At 62.7% G+C, this 21,901-nt stretch carries 19 protein-coding genes and 1 tRNA gene; 13 read left to right on the top strand and 7 right to left on the bottom strand.

Annotation, left to right across the window (positions count from 1 at the left end):
- The first annotated feature begins 40 nt into the window (after window positions 1–40).
- The 11 genes from ACTAQJ_RS10110 (at window position 41) to ACTAQJ_RS10060 (ending at window position 11,484) form a co-directional block, all read left to right on the top strand.
- Window positions 41–1,183 carry an adenosine deaminase gene (locus tag ACTAQJ_RS10110; protein ID WP_498701894.1) on the top strand — a complete coding sequence of 381 codons (1,143 nt, stop codon included), beginning with the start codon at window positions 41–43 and terminating at the stop codon, window positions 1,181–1,183.
- Window positions 1,161–1,859, top strand: a complete 699-nt coding sequence (locus tag ACTAQJ_RS10105) for a MazG nucleotide pyrophosphohydrolase domain-containing protein (protein WP_498701893.1) — start codon at window positions 1,161–1,163, stop codon at window positions 1,857–1,859. The genes ACTAQJ_RS10110 and ACTAQJ_RS10105 overlap by 23 nt, the downstream gene beginning before the upstream one ends.
- 116 nt (window positions 1,860–1,975) lie before the next feature.
- Window positions 1,976–3,256 (top strand): phosphopyruvate hydratase, encoded by a 1,281-nt coding sequence (gene eno / locus ACTAQJ_RS10100; protein WP_477515241.1) that lies wholly within the window; start codon window positions 1,976–1,978, stop codon window positions 3,254–3,256.
- A gap of 180 nt (window positions 3,257–3,436) precedes the next feature.
- Window positions 3,437–4,240: an FtsB family cell division protein gene (locus ACTAQJ_RS10095; protein WP_498701892.1), complete on the top strand. Its 804-nt coding sequence runs from the start codon at window positions 3,437–3,439 to the stop codon at window positions 4,238–4,240.
- 68 nt (window positions 4,241–4,308) lie between these two features.
- Window positions 4,309–4,992, top strand: coding sequence for a DUF501 domain-containing protein (locus ACTAQJ_RS10090; RefSeq protein WP_477515368.1), 684 nt, complete (start codon window positions 4,309–4,311; stop codon window positions 4,990–4,992).
- On the top strand, window positions 4,989–5,945 hold the full coding sequence (locus ACTAQJ_RS10085) for a Ppx/GppA phosphatase family protein (protein WP_498701891.1): 957 nt from the start codon (window positions 4,989–4,991) through the stop codon (window positions 5,943–5,945). Before ACTAQJ_RS10090 ends, ACTAQJ_RS10085 begins: the two co-directional genes overlap by 4 nt.
- Window positions 5,942–7,315 carry a S8 family serine peptidase gene (locus tag ACTAQJ_RS10080; protein WP_498701890.1) on the top strand — a complete coding sequence of 458 codons (1,374 nt, stop codon included), beginning with the start codon at window positions 5,942–5,944 and terminating at the stop codon, window positions 7,313–7,315. Before ACTAQJ_RS10085 ends, ACTAQJ_RS10080 begins: the two co-directional genes overlap by 4 nt.
- Window positions 7,316–7,353: 38 nt before the next feature.
- Entirely contained in the window at window positions 7,354–8,811 is a 1,458-nt protein-coding gene (locus ACTAQJ_RS10075; RefSeq protein WP_223948358.1) for an NAD(P)/FAD-dependent oxidoreductase, read from the top strand.
- A gap of 61 nt (window positions 8,812–8,872) precedes the next feature.
- The gene (locus ACTAQJ_RS10070) at window positions 8,873–9,793 is read left to right on the top strand and encodes an N-acetyltransferase (RefSeq protein ID WP_498701889.1); all 921 of its coding nucleotides are present in this window, start codon (window positions 8,873–8,875) and stop codon (window positions 9,791–9,793) included.
- A 38-nt stretch (window positions 9,794–9,831) separates the two neighbouring features.
- A tRNA-Leu gene (locus ACTAQJ_RS10065) sits at window positions 9,832–9,905 on the top strand.
- A 223-nt stretch (window positions 9,906–10,128) separates the two neighbouring features.
- On the top strand, window positions 10,129–11,484 hold the full coding sequence (locus ACTAQJ_RS10060; RefSeq protein WP_431119030.1) for an ABC transporter substrate-binding protein: 1,356 nt from the start codon (window positions 10,129–10,131) through the stop codon (window positions 11,482–11,484).
- Between the two features lie 230 nt (window positions 11,485–11,714).
- Here ACTAQJ_RS10060 and ACTAQJ_RS10055 read toward each other — a convergent pair whose 3' ends face one another.
- The 4 genes from ACTAQJ_RS10055 to ACTAQJ_RS10040 are packed head-to-tail and all read right to left on the bottom strand — an operon-like array spanning window position 11,715 to window position 15,918.
- Window positions 11,715–12,485 (bottom strand): ABC transporter ATP-binding protein, encoded by a 771-nt coding sequence (locus tag ACTAQJ_RS10055; protein WP_498701887.1) that lies wholly within the window; start codon window positions 12,483–12,485, stop codon window positions 11,715–11,717.
- Window positions 12,482–13,546, bottom strand: a complete 1,065-nt coding sequence (locus ACTAQJ_RS10050; RefSeq protein WP_498701886.1) for an ABC transporter ATP-binding protein — start codon at window positions 13,544–13,546, stop codon at window positions 12,482–12,484. Before ACTAQJ_RS10050 ends, ACTAQJ_RS10055 begins: the two co-directional genes overlap by 4 nt.
- Window positions 13,543–14,511 carry a branched-chain amino acid ABC transporter permease gene (locus ACTAQJ_RS10045; protein ID WP_431119035.1) on the bottom strand — a complete coding sequence of 323 codons (969 nt, stop codon included), beginning with the start codon at window positions 14,509–14,511 and terminating at the stop codon, window positions 13,543–13,545. Before ACTAQJ_RS10045 ends, ACTAQJ_RS10050 begins: the two co-directional genes overlap by 4 nt.
- A gap of 9 nt (window positions 14,512–14,520) precedes the next feature.
- The gene (locus tag ACTAQJ_RS10040; protein ID WP_431119037.1) at window positions 14,521–15,918 is read right to left on the bottom strand and encodes a branched-chain amino acid ABC transporter permease; all 1,398 of its coding nucleotides are present in this window, start codon (window positions 15,916–15,918) and stop codon (window positions 14,521–14,523) included.
- Between the two features lie 279 nt (window positions 15,919–16,197).
- Between ACTAQJ_RS10040 and ACTAQJ_RS10035 the strand changes: the two genes are divergently transcribed.
- Window positions 16,198–17,121, top strand: coding sequence for a Bax inhibitor-1/YccA family protein (locus tag ACTAQJ_RS10035; RefSeq protein ID WP_498701885.1), 924 nt, complete (start codon window positions 16,198–16,200; stop codon window positions 17,119–17,121).
- Window positions 17,122–17,207: 86 nt separating this feature from the next.
- On the opposite strand, the gene ACTAQJ_RS10030 is transcribed toward ACTAQJ_RS10035, so the two are convergent.
- The 3 genes from ACTAQJ_RS10030 to galT are packed head-to-tail and all read right to left on the bottom strand — an operon-like array spanning window position 17,208 to window position 20,817.
- On the bottom strand, window positions 17,208–18,446 hold the full coding sequence (locus ACTAQJ_RS10030) for an acetyl-CoA C-acetyltransferase (RefSeq protein ID WP_498701884.1): 1,239 nt from the start codon (window positions 18,444–18,446) through the stop codon (window positions 17,208–17,210).
- A 53-nt stretch (window positions 18,447–18,499) separates the two neighbouring features.
- Complete coding sequence (galK, locus tag ACTAQJ_RS10025; protein WP_498701883.1) at window positions 18,500–19,660, bottom strand: galactokinase; 1,161 nt, start codon at window positions 19,658–19,660, stop codon at window positions 18,500–18,502.
- The gene (galT, locus tag ACTAQJ_RS10020) at window positions 19,657–20,817 is read right to left on the bottom strand and encodes a galactose-1-phosphate uridylyltransferase (RefSeq protein ID WP_498701882.1); all 1,161 of its coding nucleotides are present in this window, start codon (window positions 20,815–20,817) and stop codon (window positions 19,657–19,659) included. The genes galK and galT overlap by 4 nt, the downstream gene beginning before the upstream one ends.
- Before the next feature lie 82 nt (window positions 20,818–20,899).
- Here galT and ACTAQJ_RS10015 point away from each other — a divergent pair, with 82 nt between their 5' ends.
- Entirely contained in the window at window positions 20,900–21,868 is a 969-nt protein-coding gene (locus ACTAQJ_RS10015; RefSeq protein WP_498702172.1) for an aldose 1-epimerase family protein, read from the top strand.
- Window positions 21,869–21,901: the final 33 nt, after the last annotated feature.

Below are 21,901 nucleotides of genomic sequence, written 5' to 3'. Positions count from 1 at the left end.
GAAACGAGTCCATGGCAGCCGTGGGGATTAGTCTTAGTACGTGACTGAGCCCATTGTTGACGCTGCCCCTGCCCTCGACTTCGATTTGAAGAGCCTTCCCAAGGTTTCCCTCCACGACCATTTGGACGGAGGACTGCGGCCTGTAACCATCATCGAACTGGCGCAAGCCGTCGGCCACACGCTGCCCTCCACCGATCCTGTTGCCCTGGGCGAATGGTTCCGCGAATCCGCCGACTCCGGTTCGCTGGTGCGGTACCTGGAAACGTTTGACCACACGGTTGCCGTAATGCAGACCAAGGAGGGCCTGTTCCGGGTCGCCAAGGAATTCGTGGAGGACCTTGCCGAGGACGGCGTCGTTTACGGTGAAGTCCGCTGGGCCCCCGAGCAGCACCTGCAGAAGGGCCTGACCCTGGATGAAGTGGTGGAAGCGGTCCAGGATGGCCTCGAAGCCGGCGTGGATGCGGCGGAAGAACGCGGCCAGCAGATCCAGGTGGGGCAACTCATCACTGCCATGCGCCACGCGGACCGCGGCCAGGAAATCGCGGAGCTCGCTGTTCGACACCGCGCCAACGGCGCTGTCGGCTTCGACATCGCAGGCGCCGAGGACGGCTTCCTGCCCTCCCGCTTCAAGGACGCGTTCACCTACCTTGCCGAGAACAACTTCCCGGCCACGGTCCACGCCGGTGAGGCCGCAGGTCTGGACAGCATCCAGTCGGCCCTCGTGGACGGACGCGCTTTGCGGCTCGGCCACGGGGTGCGTATTGCCGAGGACATCACGGTGGAGTTCGAAGACAACTCCGACGACGACGGCGAGGACACCATCGGCATGGTGACCCTCGGCGGCGTGGCCGCCTGGGTACGTGACCGCGGAATCGCCCTGGAAATCTGCCCGTCATCGAACCTCCAGACTGGCGCTATCTCCAGCTTTGGCGAAGGCATCGAGAGCCACCCGTTGGACATGCTTTTCCAGCTCGGTTTCAACGTCACCATCAACACGGACAACAGGCTCATGAGCGGTGTCACGTTGACGGACGAGTTTGAGCTCCTGGTGGAGACTTTCGACTACGACCTCGATGATTTGCTCGAACTGACGCTCAACGCCGCAGAGGCCGCGTTCCTGCCGCTGGACGAGCGTGAAGCTTTGGTCGAGTACATCAACGATGCTTACGCCAACCTCGGCTAACGAGTCCGGGACGGGGATTACGGAGCTGATCCGGACTGTCGCTTCACTGCGGGAGCACTGCCCCTGGATGGGTGCGCTGACGCATGAATCCTTGGTGGAGTACTTGATCGAGGAAGCCTACGAGGTTGTGGACTCGATCGAGGCCGGGGATTCACCGGCCAGGGACGATGAACTTCGCGGCGAGCTCGGCGATGTACTGCTTCAGGTGGTGCTTCACGCCCGTCTTGCCGAGGAGCGCGGCAGCTTCGACTTTGATGCTGTAGCCCGCGGCATCAACGCGAAGATGGTCCGCCGCAATCCCCATGTGTTCAAGGCGGACGGTTCGCTGCAGGCAACGTTCCCGGCGACGGTCGAGGAAATCATCCTGAAGTGGGATGCCGTGAAGCGTGCCGAGAAATCCGGCCGTGCCGATCCGTTCGAGGGAATTCCGCCGCACCTGCCTGCCTTGGCAGGGGCGCAAAAGTCCCTGGACCGTGCTGCCCGTGCGGGTCTGTCGATCGACGCCCAAAGCCGGGCAACCGCCGTCGGGCTTCCTGCGATTCCAGACTCGGAAGAGGCGCTCGGTGAGCTGTTGCTCGCCGTTGTTGCCGGCGCCCGGGAGCAAGGGCTCGACGCCGAGCGTGCCCTCCGCGCAGCAGTTCGATCGTTTCAGAACGGGAAGGCCCAGCCTTCATGACGTGAGGAGTTTGAACCCGTTCCGTAACCTAAGCCACTCTCGACTACGCTAGTAGCGACGAGGACGTTGAGAATTTCCCTCCACATTCCTGTAATTTGCCCATAAGGAGCACATCCATGGCGCTTATCGATGCCATTCACGCCCGCGAAATCCTTGATTCCCGCGGAAACCCGACCGTAGAAGTTGAGGTCCTGCTTTCCGACGGCCAGATCGGCCGCGCAGCAGTTCCCTCCGGCGCCTCCACCGGCGAGCACGAAGCTGTTGAACTCCGCGACGGCGACAAGGGCCGTTACCTCGGCAAGGGTGTCCAGAAGGCCGTTGACGCGGTCATCGACGAGATCTCGCCGGCACTCATTGGTTTCGACGCAACGGACCAGCGCAGCATCGACCAGGCCATGATCGACCTCGACGGCACCCCGAACAAGAGCAAGCTCGGCGCCAACGCCATCCTGGGTGTTTCCCTGGCCGTTGCCAACGCAGCTGCTGCTTCCTCGGACCTGCCGCTGTACAAGTACCTCGGTGGCCCGAACGCACACGTCCTGCCGGTTCCCCTGATGAACATCCTCAACGGTGGCTCGCACGCCGACTCCGATGTTGACATCCAGGAATTCATGATCGCCCCGATCGGCGCCGAGACCTTCTCCGAAGGCCTGCGGTGGGGCGTTGAGGTCTACCACAACCTCAAGGCTGTCCTCCAGGAAAAGGGCCTCTCCACGGGCCTCGGTGACGAGGGTGGCTTCGCCCCCAACCTGCCGTCCAACCGCGCTGCACTGGACCTGATCCAGGAAGCCATCAAGAACGCCGGCTACACCCCGGGTACGGACATCGCCCTTGCCCTGGACGTTGCATCTTCCGAGTTCTACAAGGATGGTGCTTACCAGTTCGAAGGCAAGGCACTGACCGCCTCGGAAATGAGCGCCTACTACGCCGAGCTCGTTGCCGACTACCCGCTGGTCTCCATTGAAGACCCGCTGGACGAGAACGACTGGGAAGGCTGGAAGACCCTCACCGACGCCATCGGTGACAAGGTCCAGCTGGTTGGCGATGACCTCTTCGTCACCAACCCGGTCCGCCTGCAGCAGGGCATCGAGACGGCCACGGCCAACTCCCTGCTGGTCAAGGTCAACCAGATCGGTTCCCTGACCGAGACCCTGGACGCCGTTTCCCTGGCCCAGCGTTCCGGTTACACCACCATCACCTCGCACCGCTCCGGCGAAACCGAGGACACCACCATTGCTGACATCGCCGTTGCCACCAACGCGGGCCAGATCAAGACCGGTGCCCCGGCCCGCTCCGAGCGCGTCGCCAAGTACAACCAGCTGCTGCGCATCGAAGAAGAACTCGACGACGCCGCACGCTACGCCGGCCGCAGCGCGTTCCCGCGTTTCAAGGGCTAGCATTCCGCGAAAACAGCTGACCGGTGGCTATGGTGGAAAGACCATAGCCACCGGTTCTGTTTAACGCTTGCCTGCGGAGCCGCGGGCACAGCAGGACCTACGCAAGTTCCGCACACGTACGTTACGCGCAGGGCAAGCGCAGCAACCCGCCAGGCAAGCACCGGGCATTACAGGAGTGTCATGGCCACCCGTCGTCCAAAGGTTCCCAGGGCCGACGCCCTCGGCAGGCCAAACAGCGCAGGAAGGCCAAACAGCGCAGGCACGGCCAACGGTCCGGCACGGCCCACTACGGCGGGCAAGCCAAACAGCGCAGGCCCTGCTGGCGGAGACGTCATCGAGGCCGAGTTCGGCGCCTCCCGCGGCTCTGCGGAATCCTCGACGCCGGCAACGGGCACCAGAAAGCCCTCGGCTCCCAAGCCCTCCGGCAGTGCCAGGACGGCAGGCAGTACCAAGAGCCCAGCCACCAAGACCGCGGGCAGCGCCAAGGGAGCGTCCACCAAGACCAGCCCCGCCGCTTCCACGAAAGCCGCGTCCACGAAAGCTTCAGACAAAGCCTCCGGCAACGGTGCCCGTGAAGCCCAGGACCTCGATCCTGTACCTGCCAAGGCGTTCTCGGGCAGGATGCTCGCGCTGGCTGTGGTCATGATTGCCATCACTATCATGCTGGCGCCCACGGTCCGGATTTTCTTGGAGAAGCGCGCTGAAATCTCGGCCCTGGAGGCTGAGATCGCCAGCAAGGAGGCAGAGCAGGCGGAGCTGAACAAGCAGCTCTCCCGGTGGCAGGATCCCAACTACGTGAAACAACAGGCCCGCGACCGCATTAACATGGTTATGCCGGGTGAAACGGGTTACTGGGTATTTGGCGGGGAAGAAGCCGCCGGTACCCCTGGGGGCCGCACCGGCTCCGGATCATCCGCAAACCCGGCAAACCTGCCCTGGGTGGATGCGCTCTGGGAGTCAATCAGACGATCGGCAACAGACTAGACGCGGTGCCCGCCGCCGTCGTGTCCTACTGGGACATGGCCAAAAGGGCAGGAAGGTTGGCAGCGCAAGTGGAAGAGAACACGGCAGCCGTGCCGCAGGAATCCCGCCAGCCATCAGCACATGACCTCGATGTCCTCAGCCGCCAGCTGGGCAGGCCGGTGCGGGACGTGGTGGAAATTCCCGCGCGCTGTGTTTGTGGGAATCCGCTCGTAGCGGCCACCGCGCCCCGGCTCAGCAACGGGACTCCATTTCCCACCACGTTCTACCTCACCCACCCGGTCATCACGTCCGCCGTGTCGCGGCTGGAAGCCGGCGGGTTGATGAATGAGATGAATGATCGGCTTACGGCGGATCAGGAACTTGCGGACGCTTATCATGGGGCGCACGAGGCCTATCTGCAGGCACGCAATGAGATCGCTGGACGTTCCGGGACGGGGGCCGTGCCGGAAATCGATGGTATCTCCGCCGGCGGCATGCCCACCCGCGTTAAGTGCTTGCACGTCCTGGTTGGCCACTCGCTGGCTGCCGGTCCCGGGGTCAACCCGCTGGGTGACGAAGCCTTGGACGCAATCGCAGAGTGGTGGACCAAGGACCGCTGCTACTGCGATGGCGCCTGGGACACTGCAGGCGAGGCTCCCTCGAGGGACCTGAGCCGTCACGGTCCTCAAGGATTGCCTGACATCGTGGGGCGTCCGGCGCCAGTCCGAAAGCCCAAGGCCGGGTCCGGCAGCGAATTGGTGGAGGACGCATGAGCCGCGTCGCCGCCATTGACTGCGGAACCAACTCCATCCGCCTCCTCATTGCCGACGCCTCGGCGAACGGGGCGCCAGGGCCGCTGACCGACGTCGTGCGTGAAATGCGCGTGGTCCGGCTGGGGCAGGGCGTGGATGCCACCGGAGAACTTGCTCCGGAGGCCTTGGAACGCACCTTCTCCGCCACGGCTGACTATGCAGCGCTAATCCGTGAACACGGTGCCACGCGCGTTCGCTTTGCCGCCACCTCGGCCACCCGCGACGCCCGGAACCGCCAGGTTTTCGTTGACGGAATCCGGGAGCTTCTGGGTGTGGAGCCTGAAGTTATCTCAGGTGATGAGGAAGCTGCACTGTCCTTCGCAGGTGCCAGCAGTGTTTTGCCGGTCACAGGGGATGACGCTGTCCTGGTGGTTGACCTTGGTGGCGGCAGCACCGAATTCGTCCTGGGCGACGCCAATGGCGTGATTGCCGCGCGTTCCGTGGACATTGGCTGTGTTCGGCTGACGGAACGCCACCTTCGCAGCGACCCGCCTACGGCGGCGCAGATTGCAGCGGCAGAGGCCGACGTCGATGCCGCACTTGACCTTGCCGCCCAGACAGTTCCGCTTGACCGAGCCACGGCCGTGGTTGGCGTCGCGGGTTCCATCACCACCATCACTGCGCACGCCCTGGGCCTGAGCGAGTACCAGCCGGACCGGATCCACGGTGCCTACCTCGATATTGAAACCATCAGCGACGCGTGCACCAGCCTGCTGGAGATGACCCGCGCCGAACGGGCTGTTCTTCCCTACATGCATCCAGGCCGCGTGGACGTCATTGGAGCTGGAGCCCTGGTGTGGCGGCGAATCCTGGAAAGGCTTGCCACCGTGGGTAACGGTGCCATCAGCGGTGCAATTTCCAGCGAGCACGACATCCTGGACGGGATTGCCCTGAGTATCCGGGACTCCGCATGACCCTGCGATGCCAGCGCCTGCTTTCTGTTGCCCTGGCCACGATGCTGGCCGGGGGAGCACTCGCCGGTGCGCTATTGACTGCGCCGCCAGCGATGGCGGACGCCTGGCGGGACAAGGAGTTCTGGCTCAAGGAATCGGGAATCACGAATGCCTGGCAGGTTTCCAAGGGAGCTGGAGTCAAGGTCGCCATCATCGATAGCGGCATTGACGGAAACCACCCTGACCTGAAGGGCGTCGTGGTGGGCGGAACGGACGTTTCCGGAGCTGGAGCGCCCAACGGACAGAAAAGCATAGGCGCCAAGACGGAGCACGGGACCCTTGTGGCCACCATGCTGGCCGGGCGCGGACACGCCACGCCCACAGCTTCCCCGTCGCCCTCAGCCTCGCCCACCGTTCCGCCTGCCGGGGGACCGGACGGGATCATCGGCGTCGCGCCTGAAGCGGAAATCCTGGCAGTGTCCACCTGGCTGGGTTCACCGAACCCCGGAGGCAAGACGGACCAGGAGCAGATTCCTGACGCCGTGCGCTGGGCCGTGGACAATGGCGCAAAGGTCATCAATATTTCCCTGGGCAGCACCTCACCGGTTTGGCCGCAAAGTTGGGATGCTGCCTTCCTGTATGCCGAGCAAAAGGATGTGGTGATCGTCGCCGCCGCGGGCAACCGGGTGGGTGGCAACGTGCAGGTTGGAGCTCCTGCCACCATTCCCGGTGTGCTCACAGTGGCAGGGCTCGACGGCGATGGCCAGGCCAGCGTCGACTCCTCCTCGCAGGGGATCAGCATCGGCGTTGCGGCGCCGGCAGAAAACCTCCTTGGCGGCCTTCCCGGGGGCGGATACGCCCAATGGGCTGGAACTTCGGGGTCCGCCCCCATCGTTTCCGGCGTGGCCGCACTCATCCGGTCCAAGTGGCCTGACATGAGTGCGAAGCAGGTCATCAACAGGATTGTGAGCACGGCCAAGGACGCCGGTGCCCCTGGCAAGGACCCCCTTTATGGTTACGGAGTGCTCAACGCAGAGGCAGCGCTGAAGGAGGAGGTAGAGACCACAAGCACCAATCCGCTCGGATCGATCGCGGACTGGATCCGTGTCCACCGGCGAGGCGACTTCAGCACCCCCTCCGAAGCCCCTGTGGCCAGTCCTACAAGCGCGGCACCTACTCTGGCAGATCCAACCGTTCCTGTGGCCGCCACTCCGGCGCACGTGGATGACGCCCTTCCTGCCGCCGTCGTGCTCGGATTCGGAGGCATTTTCGCGGTGATCGTCGTGGGCGCATCCATCCAGCTGCGCAGGGTGGCCAAAAGCCCGCCCGCCGCTGCAGAAGAGGCCGAAACCGGAGCGCTGGAAGCGGTGGATCCACCCACCCGGAAGTAGCTAGTGAAGATTTTCACAAAGTGCTGTACTCTGGTTTCATGGCAACCACCCCAGAGCTCATTGACCGTCCCCGGGTTCTCGTCGTCGGCGGCGGCTACGTCGGCCTGTACGTAGCCCTTAAATTGCAGAAGAAGATCGCGAATGCTGGTGGCATCGTCACCGTCGTAGATCCACTGCCTTACATGACTTACCAGCCGTTCCTCCCCGAGGTCGCTGGTGGCAACATCGAGGCACGCCACGCCGTCGTCTCCCACCGTCAGCACCTCAAGCAGACGGAGCTCATCCAGGGCCGCGTCACCAGCATCGACCACGCAAACCGCACCGCGGTGGTGGCTCCTGCCAATGGTGAGGCTCCGTTCGAGATTCCGTACTTCGACGTCGTCATCGCAGCTGGTGCCATCACCCGCACCTTCCCCATCAAGGGCCTCGCTGACAAGGGCATCGGCCTGAAGACCATTGAGGAAGCCGTAGCACTGCGCAACAAGGTGCTGGAGCGCATTGAAGCCGCTTCCACCATGACGGACCCCGCAGAGCGCGCCAAGGCCCTTACCTTCGTCGTAGTCGGTGGCGGTTTTGCCGGCATCGAATGCCTCACCGAAATGGAAGACCTCGCCCGCGCCGCGGTCAAGAACAACCCGCGTGTCCGCCAGGAAGAAGTCCGCTTCATCCTCGTCGAGGCCATGGGCCGCATCATGCCCGAGGTCACCGCATCCCAGGCCGAGTGGGTTGTAGAGCACCTGCGTAGCCGCGATATCGAGGTTCTCCTCAACACCTCCCTGGACAGCGCTGAGGGCAACCTCAAGCTGATCAACCTCCCGGACAAGACGTCCGCTGGTGAAGTTGAAGCTGACACCCTCGTGTGGGCTGCCGGTGTGCAGGCCAACCCGATGATTCGCTCCACCGACTTCCCGCTGGAACCGCGCGGCCGTGTCCGCGTCCTCCCGGACCTCCGTATTGCCGGCGACGAAGGCATTGTCGAGAACGCTTGGGCCGCCGGCGACATCGCCGCTGTTCCGGACCTCACGGGCAAAGGCCTGCCGGACGGTACTTGCGTCCCGAACGCCCAGCACGCACTCCGCCAGGCGAAGAAGCTCGCCAAGAACCTCTGGGCTTCCCGCTGGGACAAGCCGCTGCACGACTACAAGCACAAGAACCTTGGTGCTGTGGCTGGCTTCGGCGAGTGGAAGGGCGTTGCCAACATCAACCTGCTGGGCCGCATCGGCCTCAAGGGCGGCCTCGCCTGGCTGGCACACCGTGGTTACCACGGCATGGCCATGCCCACGGTTGAGCGCAAGTTCCGCGTGATCTTCGGCTGGATCCTGGCCTTCTTCGCAGGCCGCGACACCACGCAGCTGATTGACCTGGACAACCCGCGTGGCGCATTCGTTGCAGCTGCAACCCCGGCCCCCAAGCCGGCTGCTGCACCTGCCCCCGCACCTGTTGTTGCGGAAAAGCCTGCCGAGGACAAGACTCCGGTATCGGCTGACGCCAAGTAGTACACGTTCGACGACGGCTGCTCCCCTGAGGGGAGTGGCCGTCGTCGTTTAAGCTGTTGCCATGCCTGGCGAAACTGATCTGAAGACCCTTCTGGAGTCACTGCATCCTGTCATCAGGGATGGTGACTACGTGTACGCTCTCTGGCCGCATGGCAAGCCGCTGGAAGGCGGCATCGAGGCCGCCGTCCGGGAGGCCGAAGGTTTGACTGTGGTCCTTCGACGGGACGAGGCGGACAGGCTTGGCCTCGCTTACGATTTCGTGGCCGCCTGGATCACGCTCCAGATTCATTCCGCGTTGGAAGCGGTGGGATTGACGGCCGCAGTGAGTGCGGCGCTGACGCATGCAGGCATCAGCTGCAACGTCCTGGCTGGCTTTCATCATGACCACTTGCTGGTTCCCGTGGCGGAGGCCGACCGCGCGCTGGACGTGTTGCGTTTGCTGGCCCGGGGAGTGGTACTGCGGACTGAGCGGCCAGAAGACCGCCCTGAAATCCTTGAGCTGGCGGCACGGGCTTTTTCAGTGTCTCCCGTGACCGGTGAGCCGGTTGAGGGGACCCCTTCGGAAGTTGGTTTGCTGCGCGAGCTTTTCGAGTGCGACGAGTACATTCCAGAGTTGAGCATCGTGGCTGAGATCGGCGGGGACATTGTTGGCCACGCCATCAGCACCCGCGGCTGGATTGGCGACCTGGAACTCGTGGGGTTGGGTCCCATCGGCGTGCTTCCCCAGTTTCAGCGACGCGGCGTTGGCTCGGCCCTCATGCGTGAGACCGCAGCGCGCGCCACGGCAGCAGGAGAGCCTGCGATAGCTCTGTTAGGCAGCCCGCTCTATTACCCGCGCTTCGGCTACGTGCCGGCCACCTCCTTGGGCGTGGAACCGCCCGAGCCTGCCTGGGGTGATCACTTCCAGCTGCTGCCGCTTCCAGCATGGCCCGACGGCGTTCGGGGGACCTTTCGCTACGCGGCGCCATTCGAACGCGTGTAACTGGGATACCCGTCTAGCTGGGATACCATGGTGCGGGCGCCCCAGTAGCCCAATTGGCAGAGGCAGCGGACTTAAAATCCGCGTGTTGTGGGTTCGAGTCCCACCTGGGGCACAGACCGGAAGGGGAGGACGTTTCCTCCCCTTCCATTTGTCGGCCCTTCTTCAGAGACTTTTCCCAGCAGGCTCGTAGATTCCCCACAGGCAACGAGTGTTATAGGGATGTGACCTGAATCACTTATCTTCGCGGATCAATTGCACTAGTTTGAGTCTTAATCAGGAACACCTGAGTTATCGCATCAAAGGCAGTTCGCACCTTTCGATCGAGGAGACAACGAATGTTTGATCTTTCCCAAGCGGCGCCCCGAGCCGCCAAGCTTACAGCGCTTGGCATTGGGGTTGCCCTCCTGGCCACAGCTTGTGGTGGGTCCTCCACACCGAGCCAGACCGGGTCCAGTTCCGCCGCCGCCGCAGGCATCTCCTGCCCGGCTCCGAGTGCAGGGGCGGGAGCCGGCAACAGCCAGGCTGCTACCAATACGGGACCCGTACCTCCCTCGACCACCACTACCGCCACTCCTCTGAAACTTGGATCGCTTCTGCCGACAACGGGGTCGCTCGCGTTCCTCGGCCCACCGGAAATTGCCGGCGTCAACCTCGGTATCAAGGAAGTCAATGATGCTGGTGGCGTCTTGGGCGCTCCCGTTTCGGTGGTGCACCGTGACTCTGGTGACACCAAGACCGACATCGCAACCCAGTCCACCACGGCCCTCCTGGGCCAGGGCGTAAGCGCAGTTATTGGTGCAGCTTCGTCCGGTGTTTCCAAGACGGTCATCAACCAGATCACAGGCGCTGGAGTCATCCAGTTCTCACCTGCGAACACATCCCCTGACTTCACCACGTGGGACGACAAGGGCCTGTACTGGCGTACCGCCCCCTCTGACGTCCTGCAGGGTAAGGTCCTGGGCAACTACATGGCTACCTGTGGCGCCCAGACTGTGGGCATGATCGTCCTCAACGACGCCTACGGCACCGGGCTGCAGAAGAACGTCAAGGCAGCCTTCGAAGCCGCTGGCGGCAAGGTTGTGGCCGAGGAACTCTTCAACGAAGGTGACTCGCAGTTCAGCAGCCAGGTGGACAAGGTCATCGCCGCCAAGCCCGACGCCATCGCATTGATCACCTTCGACCAGGCAAAGAGCATCGTCCCCCTGATCACCGGCAAGGGAATCAAGCCCACGCAGCTGTTCATGGTTGACGGCAACACCTCGGATTACAGCAAGGACTTCCAGGCCGGCACCTTGAAGGGCGCACAGGGAACCATCCCCGGTACGTTCGCCAAGGACGCCTTCAAGCAGAAGCTCCTCGCCATCGATCCTGCACTGAAGGACTACAGCTACGCAGGTGAGTCCTACGACGCCGTGAACCTGATCGCGCTGGCCTCTGAAGCGGCTAAGAGCACCAAGGGCACGGACATTGCAGCCAAGCTGAAGGACGTCTCTCAAGGCGGCGAGAAGTGCACCGACTTCCCCTCCTGCGTAACCCTGCTTCGCCAGGGCAAGGACATCGACTACGACGGCCAGTCGGGTCCGGTAACGTTCTCCGACGCCGGTGACCCCACTGAGGCGTACATCGGTATCTACGAATACCAGGACAACAACACCTACAAGCCGGTCCGTGAAGAGTTCGGCAAGCTCTAAGCCAAACCCCGACTAGACCGCAAACAGAACAGGTCCCCTTCCTCTCCAGGAAGGGGACCTGTTCTGTTTCGTTTTCGGCTCCGGCGCCGGGGGTGTTGTGGGCCTGGTGTGCGTGGCTGGGGGTGGTTCTGGGGCGCAGAGCGGGCCTGGCAACGGGCGTGTTGCGGAGCCGAGACGCAAGGAGGGCCCTGGGTATACCCAGGGCCCTCCTTGCGTGTGTGATGCGGCTGCTAGACCTCGTCGGCCAGGGTTCCCAGGTACAGCTGGATAACCTTGGGGTCCTTCATGAGCTCGCGTCCAGTGCCTGTGTAGGCGTCCTTCCCTTGGTCCAGGACGTAGCCGCGGTCGCAGATCTGCAGGCAACGGCGGGTGTTCTGTTCCACCATGATGACTGAGACGCCGGCGCGGTTGATCTCGTGGACCCGAAGGAAGGTCTCGTCCTGCTTGACGGGGGAGAGGCCTGCCGATGGCTCATCGAGCAGGAGTACCGCGGGGTCCATCATGAGTGCACGCCCCATCGCTACCATCTGACGTTCACCTCCTGAGAGGGAACCGGCTCGCTGGGCACGTCGCTTGGCCAGTTCGGGGAAGAGGCTGGCGACGAAGTCGAAGCGCTCGGCGAACGCCTTGGGCCGCTGGAACATGCCCATCTGGAGGTTCTCTTCGATGGTGAGGGTGGCGAAGACGTTGTTGGTCTGCGGGACAAAGCCGACGCCCTGTGTGACAAGCTTGTTGGCCTTCAAACCGGTGAGATCCTGACCCCGGACTATTACAGTGCCGGAGTGGACCTTGACCAGGCCGAACATGGCCTTCAGCAGGGTGGACTTACCGGCGCCGTTGGGCCCAATAATGCCGATCAATTCACCCTTGCGGGCCTCGATGGAGCAACCGTTGAGGATATTGACGCCGGGAATGTAGCCCGCCACCAGGTTGGTGACTTTGACGACGGAATCGCTGGCCGGGGCATCTGCCGAGGCGGGCATTGCGCTGGTGCTGCTCATTTCCCGTCCTCCTTCTTGGTTTCTACGATGTCGGACAGGATGCCCGCGTCTTCGGTTCCCACCACCGACTCTTCGTCGGCCTCAAGTTCTGCCTCGAGCACCTTGATCCCTTCAGCGTCGCCGAGGTCAACGTCGTGGTGTGCGCCAAGGTAAGCATCGATCACGGCAGGGTTCTTCATGACTTCCCCGGGAGGGCCTTCGGCCACGATCTTTCCTTCTGCCATGACTACTACCCAGTCTGCGATGTGGCGCACCATATTCATGTCGTGCTCGACGAACAGGACCGTCATGCCTTCAGCCTTGAGGTTCTTGATGTGGTCCAGGAGGGACTGGGTGAGTGCCGGGTTCACGCCGGCCATGGGCTCGTCGAGCATGACGAGCTTGGGCCTCACCATCAGGGATCGTGCCATCTCCAGGAGCTTACGCTGGCCGCCGGAGAGGGAAGCGGCGTAGTCATCCTTCTTGGTGTCCAGCTTGAACTTCTCCAAGAGCACGTGTGCCTGTGCCGTGATCTCCTTCTCGCGACCACCCCAGATGCCCTTGAACAGAGCCTTGGAAAGACGCTCGCCCGGCTGGTCTGCTGCACCGAGCCGCATGTTTTCCATGACTGTCAGCTTGCCCATGACCTTGGTCAGCTGGAATGTCCGCACCATGCCCATACGCGCCACTTTGTAGGACGAGACGCCGGCAATGCTGTTTCCTTCGAACTGCCACTTGCCCGTGTTTGGCGTGTCGAAGCCGGTGAGCAAGTTGAACAGGGTTGTCTTGCCGGCACCGTTTGGCCCAATCAATGCAGTGATCTTGTGGCGGGGGATCTCCAGGTATTCCACGTCCACTGCGTTGATGCCGCCGAAGGAGCGGGTGACGTCTTCGGCCACGACGATCGGATCGCGCTTCTTGCAGCCCGGGGTATTTTCCCCGACCGCAATGGGGCGCGAATCGGTCATGTAGTCGATGCCTGCCTCGTCGCTTGGGACGGCGCGGTGGGCAGAACTACCACTGCCGGAAGGGGTAGCCGGGTTGCCTGGGTTGTTGCTGTTTGGTTCGTTTGTCTCACTCATGCGAAAGCAAGCTCCTTCTTATTGCCGAAGACGCCTTGCGGGCGGAAGATCATCAGGAGCATCAGTGCCACACCAACAAGGATGTAACGCAGCTGGCCGGCCTGAACGGTGGTCAGCCAAGTGATGACTCCGGATTCGATGAGCCCATAAAGCAGGCTCTGCGTCAGCGAGAGCACTACCCAGAAGATCATGGCTCCAATCACCGGGCCCAGGACGGTTGCCATGCCACCGAGCAGGAGACAGGTCCAGAGGAAGAACGTGAGCTCTGTGCCGTAGTTGGATGGTTGGACGGCGCCGCGGGGGAGGGTGAAGATCATGCCTGCAAGGGCACCCAGGATGCCGCCAATAATGAGGGCCTGCATCTTGTAGGAGTAGACATTCTTGCCGAGTGACCGAACAGCGTTCTCGTCCTCGCGGATGCCCTTCAGGACGCGGCCCCAAGGGCTGCGCATCAGCAGCCAGACCAGCAGGCAGCAGATAATGACCAAGCCCCAACCAACAACGCGGATGAAGAAGTCACGGTTGTTCATGCCCATGTAGGACCCCTCGGGGAAGGGATTCATGGAGTAGAAACCACCCTCGAACGCAGCCAGTCCGTTTGCCGAACCCGTAACGCCGGTGAGCTGGTTGGTAGTGACGACGTAGCGCACAATTTCCGCTGCTGCGATCGTGACGATAGCGAGGTAGTCCGCCCTCAAGCGCAGTGTCGGAATACCCAGGATGAACGCGAAGATCACCGAACACAGGACCGCGATAAGGAGCCCGATGAAGAACGGCGTCTTGAAGGTCAAAGTGGAGATGGCGAAACCGTAGGCTCCCACTGCCATGAATCCGGCCTGGCCGAAGTTCAACAGGCCTGAGTAGCCGAAGTGGACGGCGAGGCCCAAAGCAGCAAGTGCGTAGGCCGCCGTCGTCGGGCTGAACAATTCGCCAAGGGCGCTGGAAAGAATAAATCCGAAGTCCATGGCCCGCTCCTAACCCACACGCTCACGCCGGCCGAGGATACCCTGCGGTCGGAACAGAAGAACAACAATCATGATGAACAAAGCGCCAACGTACTTGAGGTCGGCGGGGAGGCCAAAGACGGTGGTCAGCTCCACGAAGATACCGACGACGATAGAGCCGATCAGGGCACCGAAGACGGTTCCCAGGCCACCGAGCGTCACGCCGGCGAAGATGAGCAGCAGGATTTGCGAGCCCATGTCGAACGTCACGCCGGGCCGGTAGTAAGCCCACAGGATGCCACCGAGGGAAGCGAGGACGCCGCCGACGATCCATACGAGCCGGATGACCGAGTCGACGTCAATGCCCGAAGCAGCCGCCAGAGCAGGATTGTCTGCCACCGCACGGGTTGCTTTACCAAGGCGGGTCTTCAGCAGGATGATGCCGATCAGGGCAATCACCACGGCGCTGATCAACAGGGACCACAGGTTGTTCGGAGAGATGGAGATGGGCCCGATCTGGACCTCAGCGCTTTGGGCTCCGGGCAGCTGTTGGGTGGCACCGCCAAAGAAGAACTGGATCACGTAGCGGATGGCCAGTGCCAAGCCGATGCTGACAATCATCATGGGGACCAAGCCCGAGCCGCGCCGCCTCAGTGGCCGCCAGAGCCCGGCATCCTGGACGTAGCCGAAGAGCCCGCCGCCAATCAGCGAAAGCAGGATGGCCAGCCAGAACGGCAAACCAAAACCGTTGAACATGAAGACGAGCACAGCACCCATGGTCACCATCTCGCCGTGGGCGAAGTTGGTAAGGCCTGTGGTACCGAAGATGAGGGACAAGCCCACGGAGGCAAGTGCCAGCAGCAGACCGAAGCTCAGTCCTGCAACCAGCCGGTTGAGGAGGTTTTGGCCGAAGTCCTGTTGCTGGAGGACGATGCCTTTGCCGAACGCGAAGATCACAGACAGGTTGGAGGTCTGGTTGAACGTGACGTCGCGGGGATTCTCCTGGCCATCGGCAAGCTTGATGCCCTCCGGCAAGGTGGAGGTATCCAGTTCAACTCTGTACGTGCCCTGTACGGGGACGCCTATGTTCCAGGCTCCGTTGGCTCCGGAGGTGGCTTCCCCCTCAAACCCGTTGCCCGAGGCCTTGATTTTCACGCCCGGTATGGGAGCACGGGCATCGTCGCGGAGGAAGCCGCTGATATTGTTCTGGAAATTCGTTGGGGATGGCGAAGGCGAGGGGGTGGTTGCCTCCGCCGCGGGGGCGGCGATCAACAGAGTGGCAATGAGGGCTGCGAAGAACGCCCCCACGGCTCTCTGCAGTCCCTTGGACCGTCTCATGGACGGGTCGCGCAGTGTGCTTCTCAAAATGGAAACCTCCACAGTGGGGGTGGTCCCGGCTGCGCCATTGCAGCCGGTGCGAACGGTCATGGGGCTTGTGCACAGTTCTTGCCTAGCTGCCTCGATTGTGATCTAAGTCACCCATGTGTGGCCTATGTTACCGCTCAGTGCGGCTAAAAAATGCACAGCATAGAGGTCAGAAGATAGCGATCGGATAACAACTGTGAAGCTATAGGCAACAAGCAATCTCCCACATTCGTGTCACGGTTGAGTTTCGTCTGGGTGAACAAGGGAACTTTCTGTGCCCCGGGCGCGTGGTAATTGGTACCGTGAATTATCACTTAGCCCTTTTTCAGGAGGACACCCGCAATGGCACTTGGCGGAAACCCTATCTTCAACGGAAAGAATTTCCGTGGAGCCAAACAGGCACCGCCTGTTCCGCAAAATCCGTATTCCAACCCGTACGGCCAGCAGTTTAACCAGGCACCTGGCCGCGCGCCTGGACAGGTCCTCGACGCCCAGTCGGCTTGGTCCGCCCCGCAGCAGAACATGACCAACGAACAACTGCAGCAGATGTACAACCAGCCTGCAGCAGGACCCGCCGATACCGGCCGGATGACCTACGACGACGTCATCATGAAGACCGTCGCCTGCCTTGTTGCCCTGGTCATCGGCGCCGGCATCACGCTCTTTGTAGCGCCGGCCCTGTCCACCATGCTCATGATCGTCGGTGCACTGGGCGGTTTCGTCCTGGCGCTGGTCAACACCTTCAAGAAGCAGCCTTCTCCGGCACTGATTCTGGCGTATGCGGGCCTTGAGGGACTCTTCCTCGGTGGCCTGACCCGGATTCTTGACGGGATGTTCCCTGGCGTCGGCCTCCAAGCGGTCATCGGTACTCTGGCCGTCTTCGGCGTCACGCTGCTGCTCTTCAAGAGTGGCAAGGTCCGCGCCACACCCAAGATGGTGCGCTTCTTCATGATCGCCACCATCGGGTACGCGGTCTTTGCACTGATCAACCTCGTCATGATGTGGACCGGGGCGGTTCAGGAACCATTCGGCCTGCGCACGAGTATCACGATTGCAGGCATCCCACTGGGTGTCTTCATTGGCATCCTGGCGATTGGCCTGGCAGCCTTCTCGCTCATCATGGACTTCACCAGCATCGAAGAAGGCGTCCGTGCCGGCGCCCCTGAGCGCTACTCCTGGGTCGCTGCCTTCGGCCTGACCGTCACCCTGGTTTGGCTCTACGTCGAAATCATTCGGCTTCTGGCGATTTTGCGCGGCGACGACTAACTCCGCCCGAGTTCAGGAAAAATGCCCCCGAAATTACTTCGGGGGCATATTCTTTTAAACGGGGCCTGGTTTAAAACAGGGATGCCTCAGCTCAGGCGTTCGAAAACAACGGCCATTCCCTGGCCGCCTCCCACGCATAACGTGGCCAGGCCAAGGGTTCCGTCGCGTTCCTTCAAGCCATTGAGGAGCGTGGTGGTCATGCGCGCTCCTGTCATGCCAAAGGGGTGCCCCAGGGCAATGGCTCCACCGTGCACATTGAGCTTCTGTGGGTCGATGCCAAGTTCACGGGCGCTCGCAACCACTTGGACCGCAAAGGCTTCGTTGAGCTCTACGAGGTCGATGTCGTCAATCGTCAGTCCTGCCAGTTTCAATGCCCGCTGCGTTGATTCAACAGGTCCCATGCCCATGAGTTCGGGTGAGAGGGCGGAAACGGCGGTGGAGACAACGCGCGCCAGCGGCTGGAGTCCGAGTTCGCGTGCGCGGGCGTCACTCATGACGAGGACGGCGGCGGCGCCGTCGTTCAGTGGGCAGGCATTGCCCGCGGTCACGGTGCCTTCGGGCCGGAAAACGGGCTGCAGGGCGGATACGGCTTCCAGGGTCACTCCTGCCCTCGGGGAGTCGTCCCTGTCAACTACGGTGCCGTCCTTGCGCGTGTACGGTGTGATCTCGCGGGCGTAGAAACCCGAGGCAATGGCCGCTTCGGCGCGATTCTGGCTCAGGACGCCCCACTCGTCCTGCTCTGCCCGGCCGATTCCATAGCTGGTGGCAACGTTCTCGGCTGTCTGGCCCATGGCGATATAGATATCGGGAAGCCTCCCGCCAAGCCGCGGATCCGTCCAGGGAATGTTCGACGCCGCCCGGGCCGCTGTCCGCTGAGCTGCTGATTCGAAGAGTGGGTTGTGATTGCCGGCATCGGTCTGCCCGGCCCCTGCCCAATTCTGGTATCTCGAGACACTTTCCACGCCGGCCGAGATGATCGCGTTCGCTTCACCGGCTTTGATGGCGTGGAATGCCATGCGAAGAGTCTGCAGGCTGGACGCGCAGAATCGGTTGATGGTCGCCGCCGGTACGCGGTCCAGGCCTGCAAGGACAGCGACGACGCGGGCCATGTTGGAGCCCGCTTCGCCGCTGGGTTCGGCGCACCCCAGGAGGATGTCATCCAGGCCGCCTCCATCTTCGGCGGCAGGATCGAAACCCGGAACTTTGGCGAGTGCGGCCTGCACCATGGCAGTAGCAAGGTCGTCGGGGCGTTCGTCCTTAAGGGAGCCTTTGAAGGCCCGCCCAATTGGACTTCTGGCAGTGGAAACGATGACAGCCTCAGTCATGGCCCCAGCTTACGCCCGGCATCCGGAAGGAAGACGGGCGCAAGCCTGAGGGGTCAGGCCAGACGAAGGGCGCCTGCTGCTGGAGTCACGGTGAAGATGTCCGGTGCGGTGAAACCGCTCTCGGCGAAGGAACGCACGACGGCGTCACGCACCTGCTGCTCCTGGCCTACCGGGGTCAGGGCGATGGCGGAGCCGCCGAAACCCCCGCCCGTCATGCGGGCACCGATCGCGCCGTTGGCCTTTGATGTCTCCACGGCGAGGTCGAGCTCAGGGCAGGAGATCTCGAAGTCGTCGCGCATGGACACGTGGCTGGCATCCAGCAACGCGCCAATGTTGGCCGGGCCTTTGCTTGTGAGGATTTCCACGGTCTGGAGTACGCGGTCGTTTTCGGTGACCACATGCCGGACCCTGCGAAGGGTTGTCTCGTCAAGCAAGCCCGCGGCTTTCTCCAAGGATTCCACGCCGACGTCGCGCAGTGCTTTGACACCGAGGATTTCGGCGCCCAACTCGCAGGAGGCGCGCCTGGAGGCGTAACCGCCGTCGGCGTGTGAATGGGACACCTTCGTGTCGATGACCAGCAGGACCAGGCCCGAGGCTTCGGCGTCGAAGGGGACAAGGTCAACGTGCTGGTCCCGGCAATCCAGGAACACAGCATGACCCTTGGCTCCGCGCAGTGAAGCTGACTGGTCCATGATGCCGGTGGGTGCGCCGACGAACACATTCTCAGCACGCTGGGTGGCGAGCACCAGATCCTCAGCGCCTAGACCTGCCCCGGTGAGGTCGTTGAGGGCGGAAATGACGGCACATTCGATCGCGTGGGAGGACGAGAGCCCGGCGCCCAGCGGAACGTCCGAATCGAGCAGCAGGTCAAAACCGGGAACGTCGATGCCGCGTTCTTTCAAGGCCCAGGCAACGCCGAGGGGATAGCGTGACCAGCCTTCGCCGGAGCCCGGTTCCGAGAAGGACAGGTCCGCCTCCACCAAGCCGTGACCGCCGAACAGCGACAGCAGCCGCACCGTGGAGTCCGGACGGAGGCGAATTGCCACCTTGGCGGTCTTATCAATCGCGAACGGCAGAACGAAGCCCTCGTTGTAATCCGTGTGTTCACCGATCAGGTTCACGCGCCCCGGTGCCTGCCACACGCCGTCGGGAACTGAACCAAAGGTTTCCTGGAAGCGGGCAGAAAGCACGCTGGTGTCAGTGGTGGTGGTCATGCTCGGGTGCCTTCCAGGGTGTCGGCCATCCGTGTGGCGTCGGTGGTTGCGGCGACGTCGCGGAGTCGCTCCGCCACGCCTTCCGGGGTGGTGTCGTTGATGAACGCTCCCATGGCTGCTTCAGAGCCTGCCAGGTACTTGAGCTTATCGGCAGCGCGGCGCGGTGAGGTCAGCTGCAGGTGCAACTGCCCTGCCGGGCGCAGGATCGGGTCCAGTGGTGCCTGGTGCCAAGCAGAGATATACGGCATGGGGGTGGGGTAAAGCGCATCAAGTCGCTTAAGCAGGTCCAGGTAGACGTGGGAAAGCTCGTCGCGTTCTTCGCCCGTCAGGGCCGCGAGATCAGGGACGCTGCGGTGGGGGACAAGGTGGATTTCCAGGGGCCAGCGGGCGGCGAAGGGCACGTAGGCGCTGAAGTGCTTGGCTTCGAGAACCATGCGGCTGCCATCCTCGCGTTCTGCCTTGAGGAGGGACGCCCCGAGCGTCTCTTTCGCGTCGACGTCGTCGTAGTACTTGCGGGCTACCGCGCCCAAGGTGGCGGCCCGGGGCGTGACGTAGGGATACGCGTAAATCTGGCCGTGGGGGTGGTGCAGGGTGACCCCGATATCGGCGCCGCGGTTCTCGAACGGGAAGACCTGCTTGATGCCGGGCAGGGCGCTCAGTGCTTCTGTGCGTTGTGCCCAGGCTTCAATGACAGTGCGGGCCCGTGTCTCTCCCAATTCGGCGAAGGACCCTGTGTGCTGCGGCGTAAAGGCCACAACCTCGCAGCGGCCGAAGGCAGGTCCGGTGACGCCGTTGCCGGCGGATCCATGACCGGGGATCTCCGGGATCTGGCCCAGCGCCGGTCCCAGTGAGGGGAAACGGTTTTCGAAGACCACAACGTCATAATCCGGGGCAGGGATCTCTGATGGGTTGTCAGCAGTGGTGGGGCAGATAGGGCACTGGTCGGCCGGAGGAAGGTGAGTACGGCTTTGGCGATGGGCCGCCACAGCTACCCATTCGCCGGACAGGGCGTCGTACCTGACCTCGCCGGGCTCGCCACGGGCCGGAAGCTCGCGGTGGTCCACCATCGAGTCCGGTGTGCGCTCAGGAGTTCCGGGGTCATCAAAGTAGATCAACTCACGGTTGTCAGCGAGGCGGGTGCGGGTCATACGGCTCATGGGTCCATCATCCCACAAAGCAATCAAAAACGCATAATTTCAAACAAAAGCTAACATCATGATTCTCTGGGAGCGGCAACGCATGCAGTACGGTATTGCCATGTCTGCCTCTTCCCCATCTGTCCAAAGCCCGGCCGAATCAGCACCCCGACGCTTCGCCACCGGCCGCCAATTCGAGCTTCGGCGGGACGATGCGCTCGCCATCGTGACCGAGCTTGCTGCAGGCCTCCGGCTGTACTCCCGGGCAGGCGTCCAACTCACCGAAAGTTACGGAGACGCCGAGATCCCCCCAGGCGCCACGGGCATCACACTCGCCCCGTGGGCCAACCGGGTGGAGGACGGCATCTGGTATCTCAACGGCAAAAAGCAGCAGCTAGATATCACCGAGGTCTCACGCAACAACGCCAGCCACGGACTGCTCCGGAACGCCGGATACACCCTGGTGGACGAGTCTGAGTTCTCCGTGACCCTTGAAGCAACCGTCTTCCCACAGCACGGCTACCCTTTCCTTGTCCGGCACATCGTTCGGTATGAACTCGACGAAAACCTGGACCTTCGTGTCTCACAGACGATGGTCAACGATTCCCAGGACGATGCACCCGTCGTCCTGGGCGCCCACCCCTATCTTCGACTGGGCGAGGTAGCCCCCGAAGATTTGGTCCTGACCGTCAAAGCCGACACCCGCCTGGTAGCGGACGAACGATTGATTCCCCGCAGCACGGCTGCGGTGGAGGGAGACTTTGACCTTTCTGCAGGTCGCGCGGTGGGCAGCTTGGACATCGACGTCGCCTTGACGGACCTGACGTTCGACGGCGGCGTGGCCCGCCATACGCTGACGGCGCCGGATGGGCGCAGCGTGTCCCTCGAGCAGGACCAGAACTGCCAGTATGTCCACGTGTTCGTCACGGACACCTTCCCTGGCCGATCAAAAGTAGTCGCTATTGAGCCCATGACCGGTCCGGCCAACGCCTTTAACAGCGGGGATGGTTTGCGTTGGCTTGCGCCGGGAGAGACGTTGACCATGACGTGGGGGATTACCGCCACTCTCTAGGTCACGTGCGCGGCGGGCCGGTTTCCCATACGG

The sequence above is a fragment of the Arthrobacter sp. alpha11c genome (genome assembly GCF_054149985.1).
Note: the sequence above shows the minus strand (reverse complement) of the source record. Positions and strands in the feature narration are given on the sequence as shown.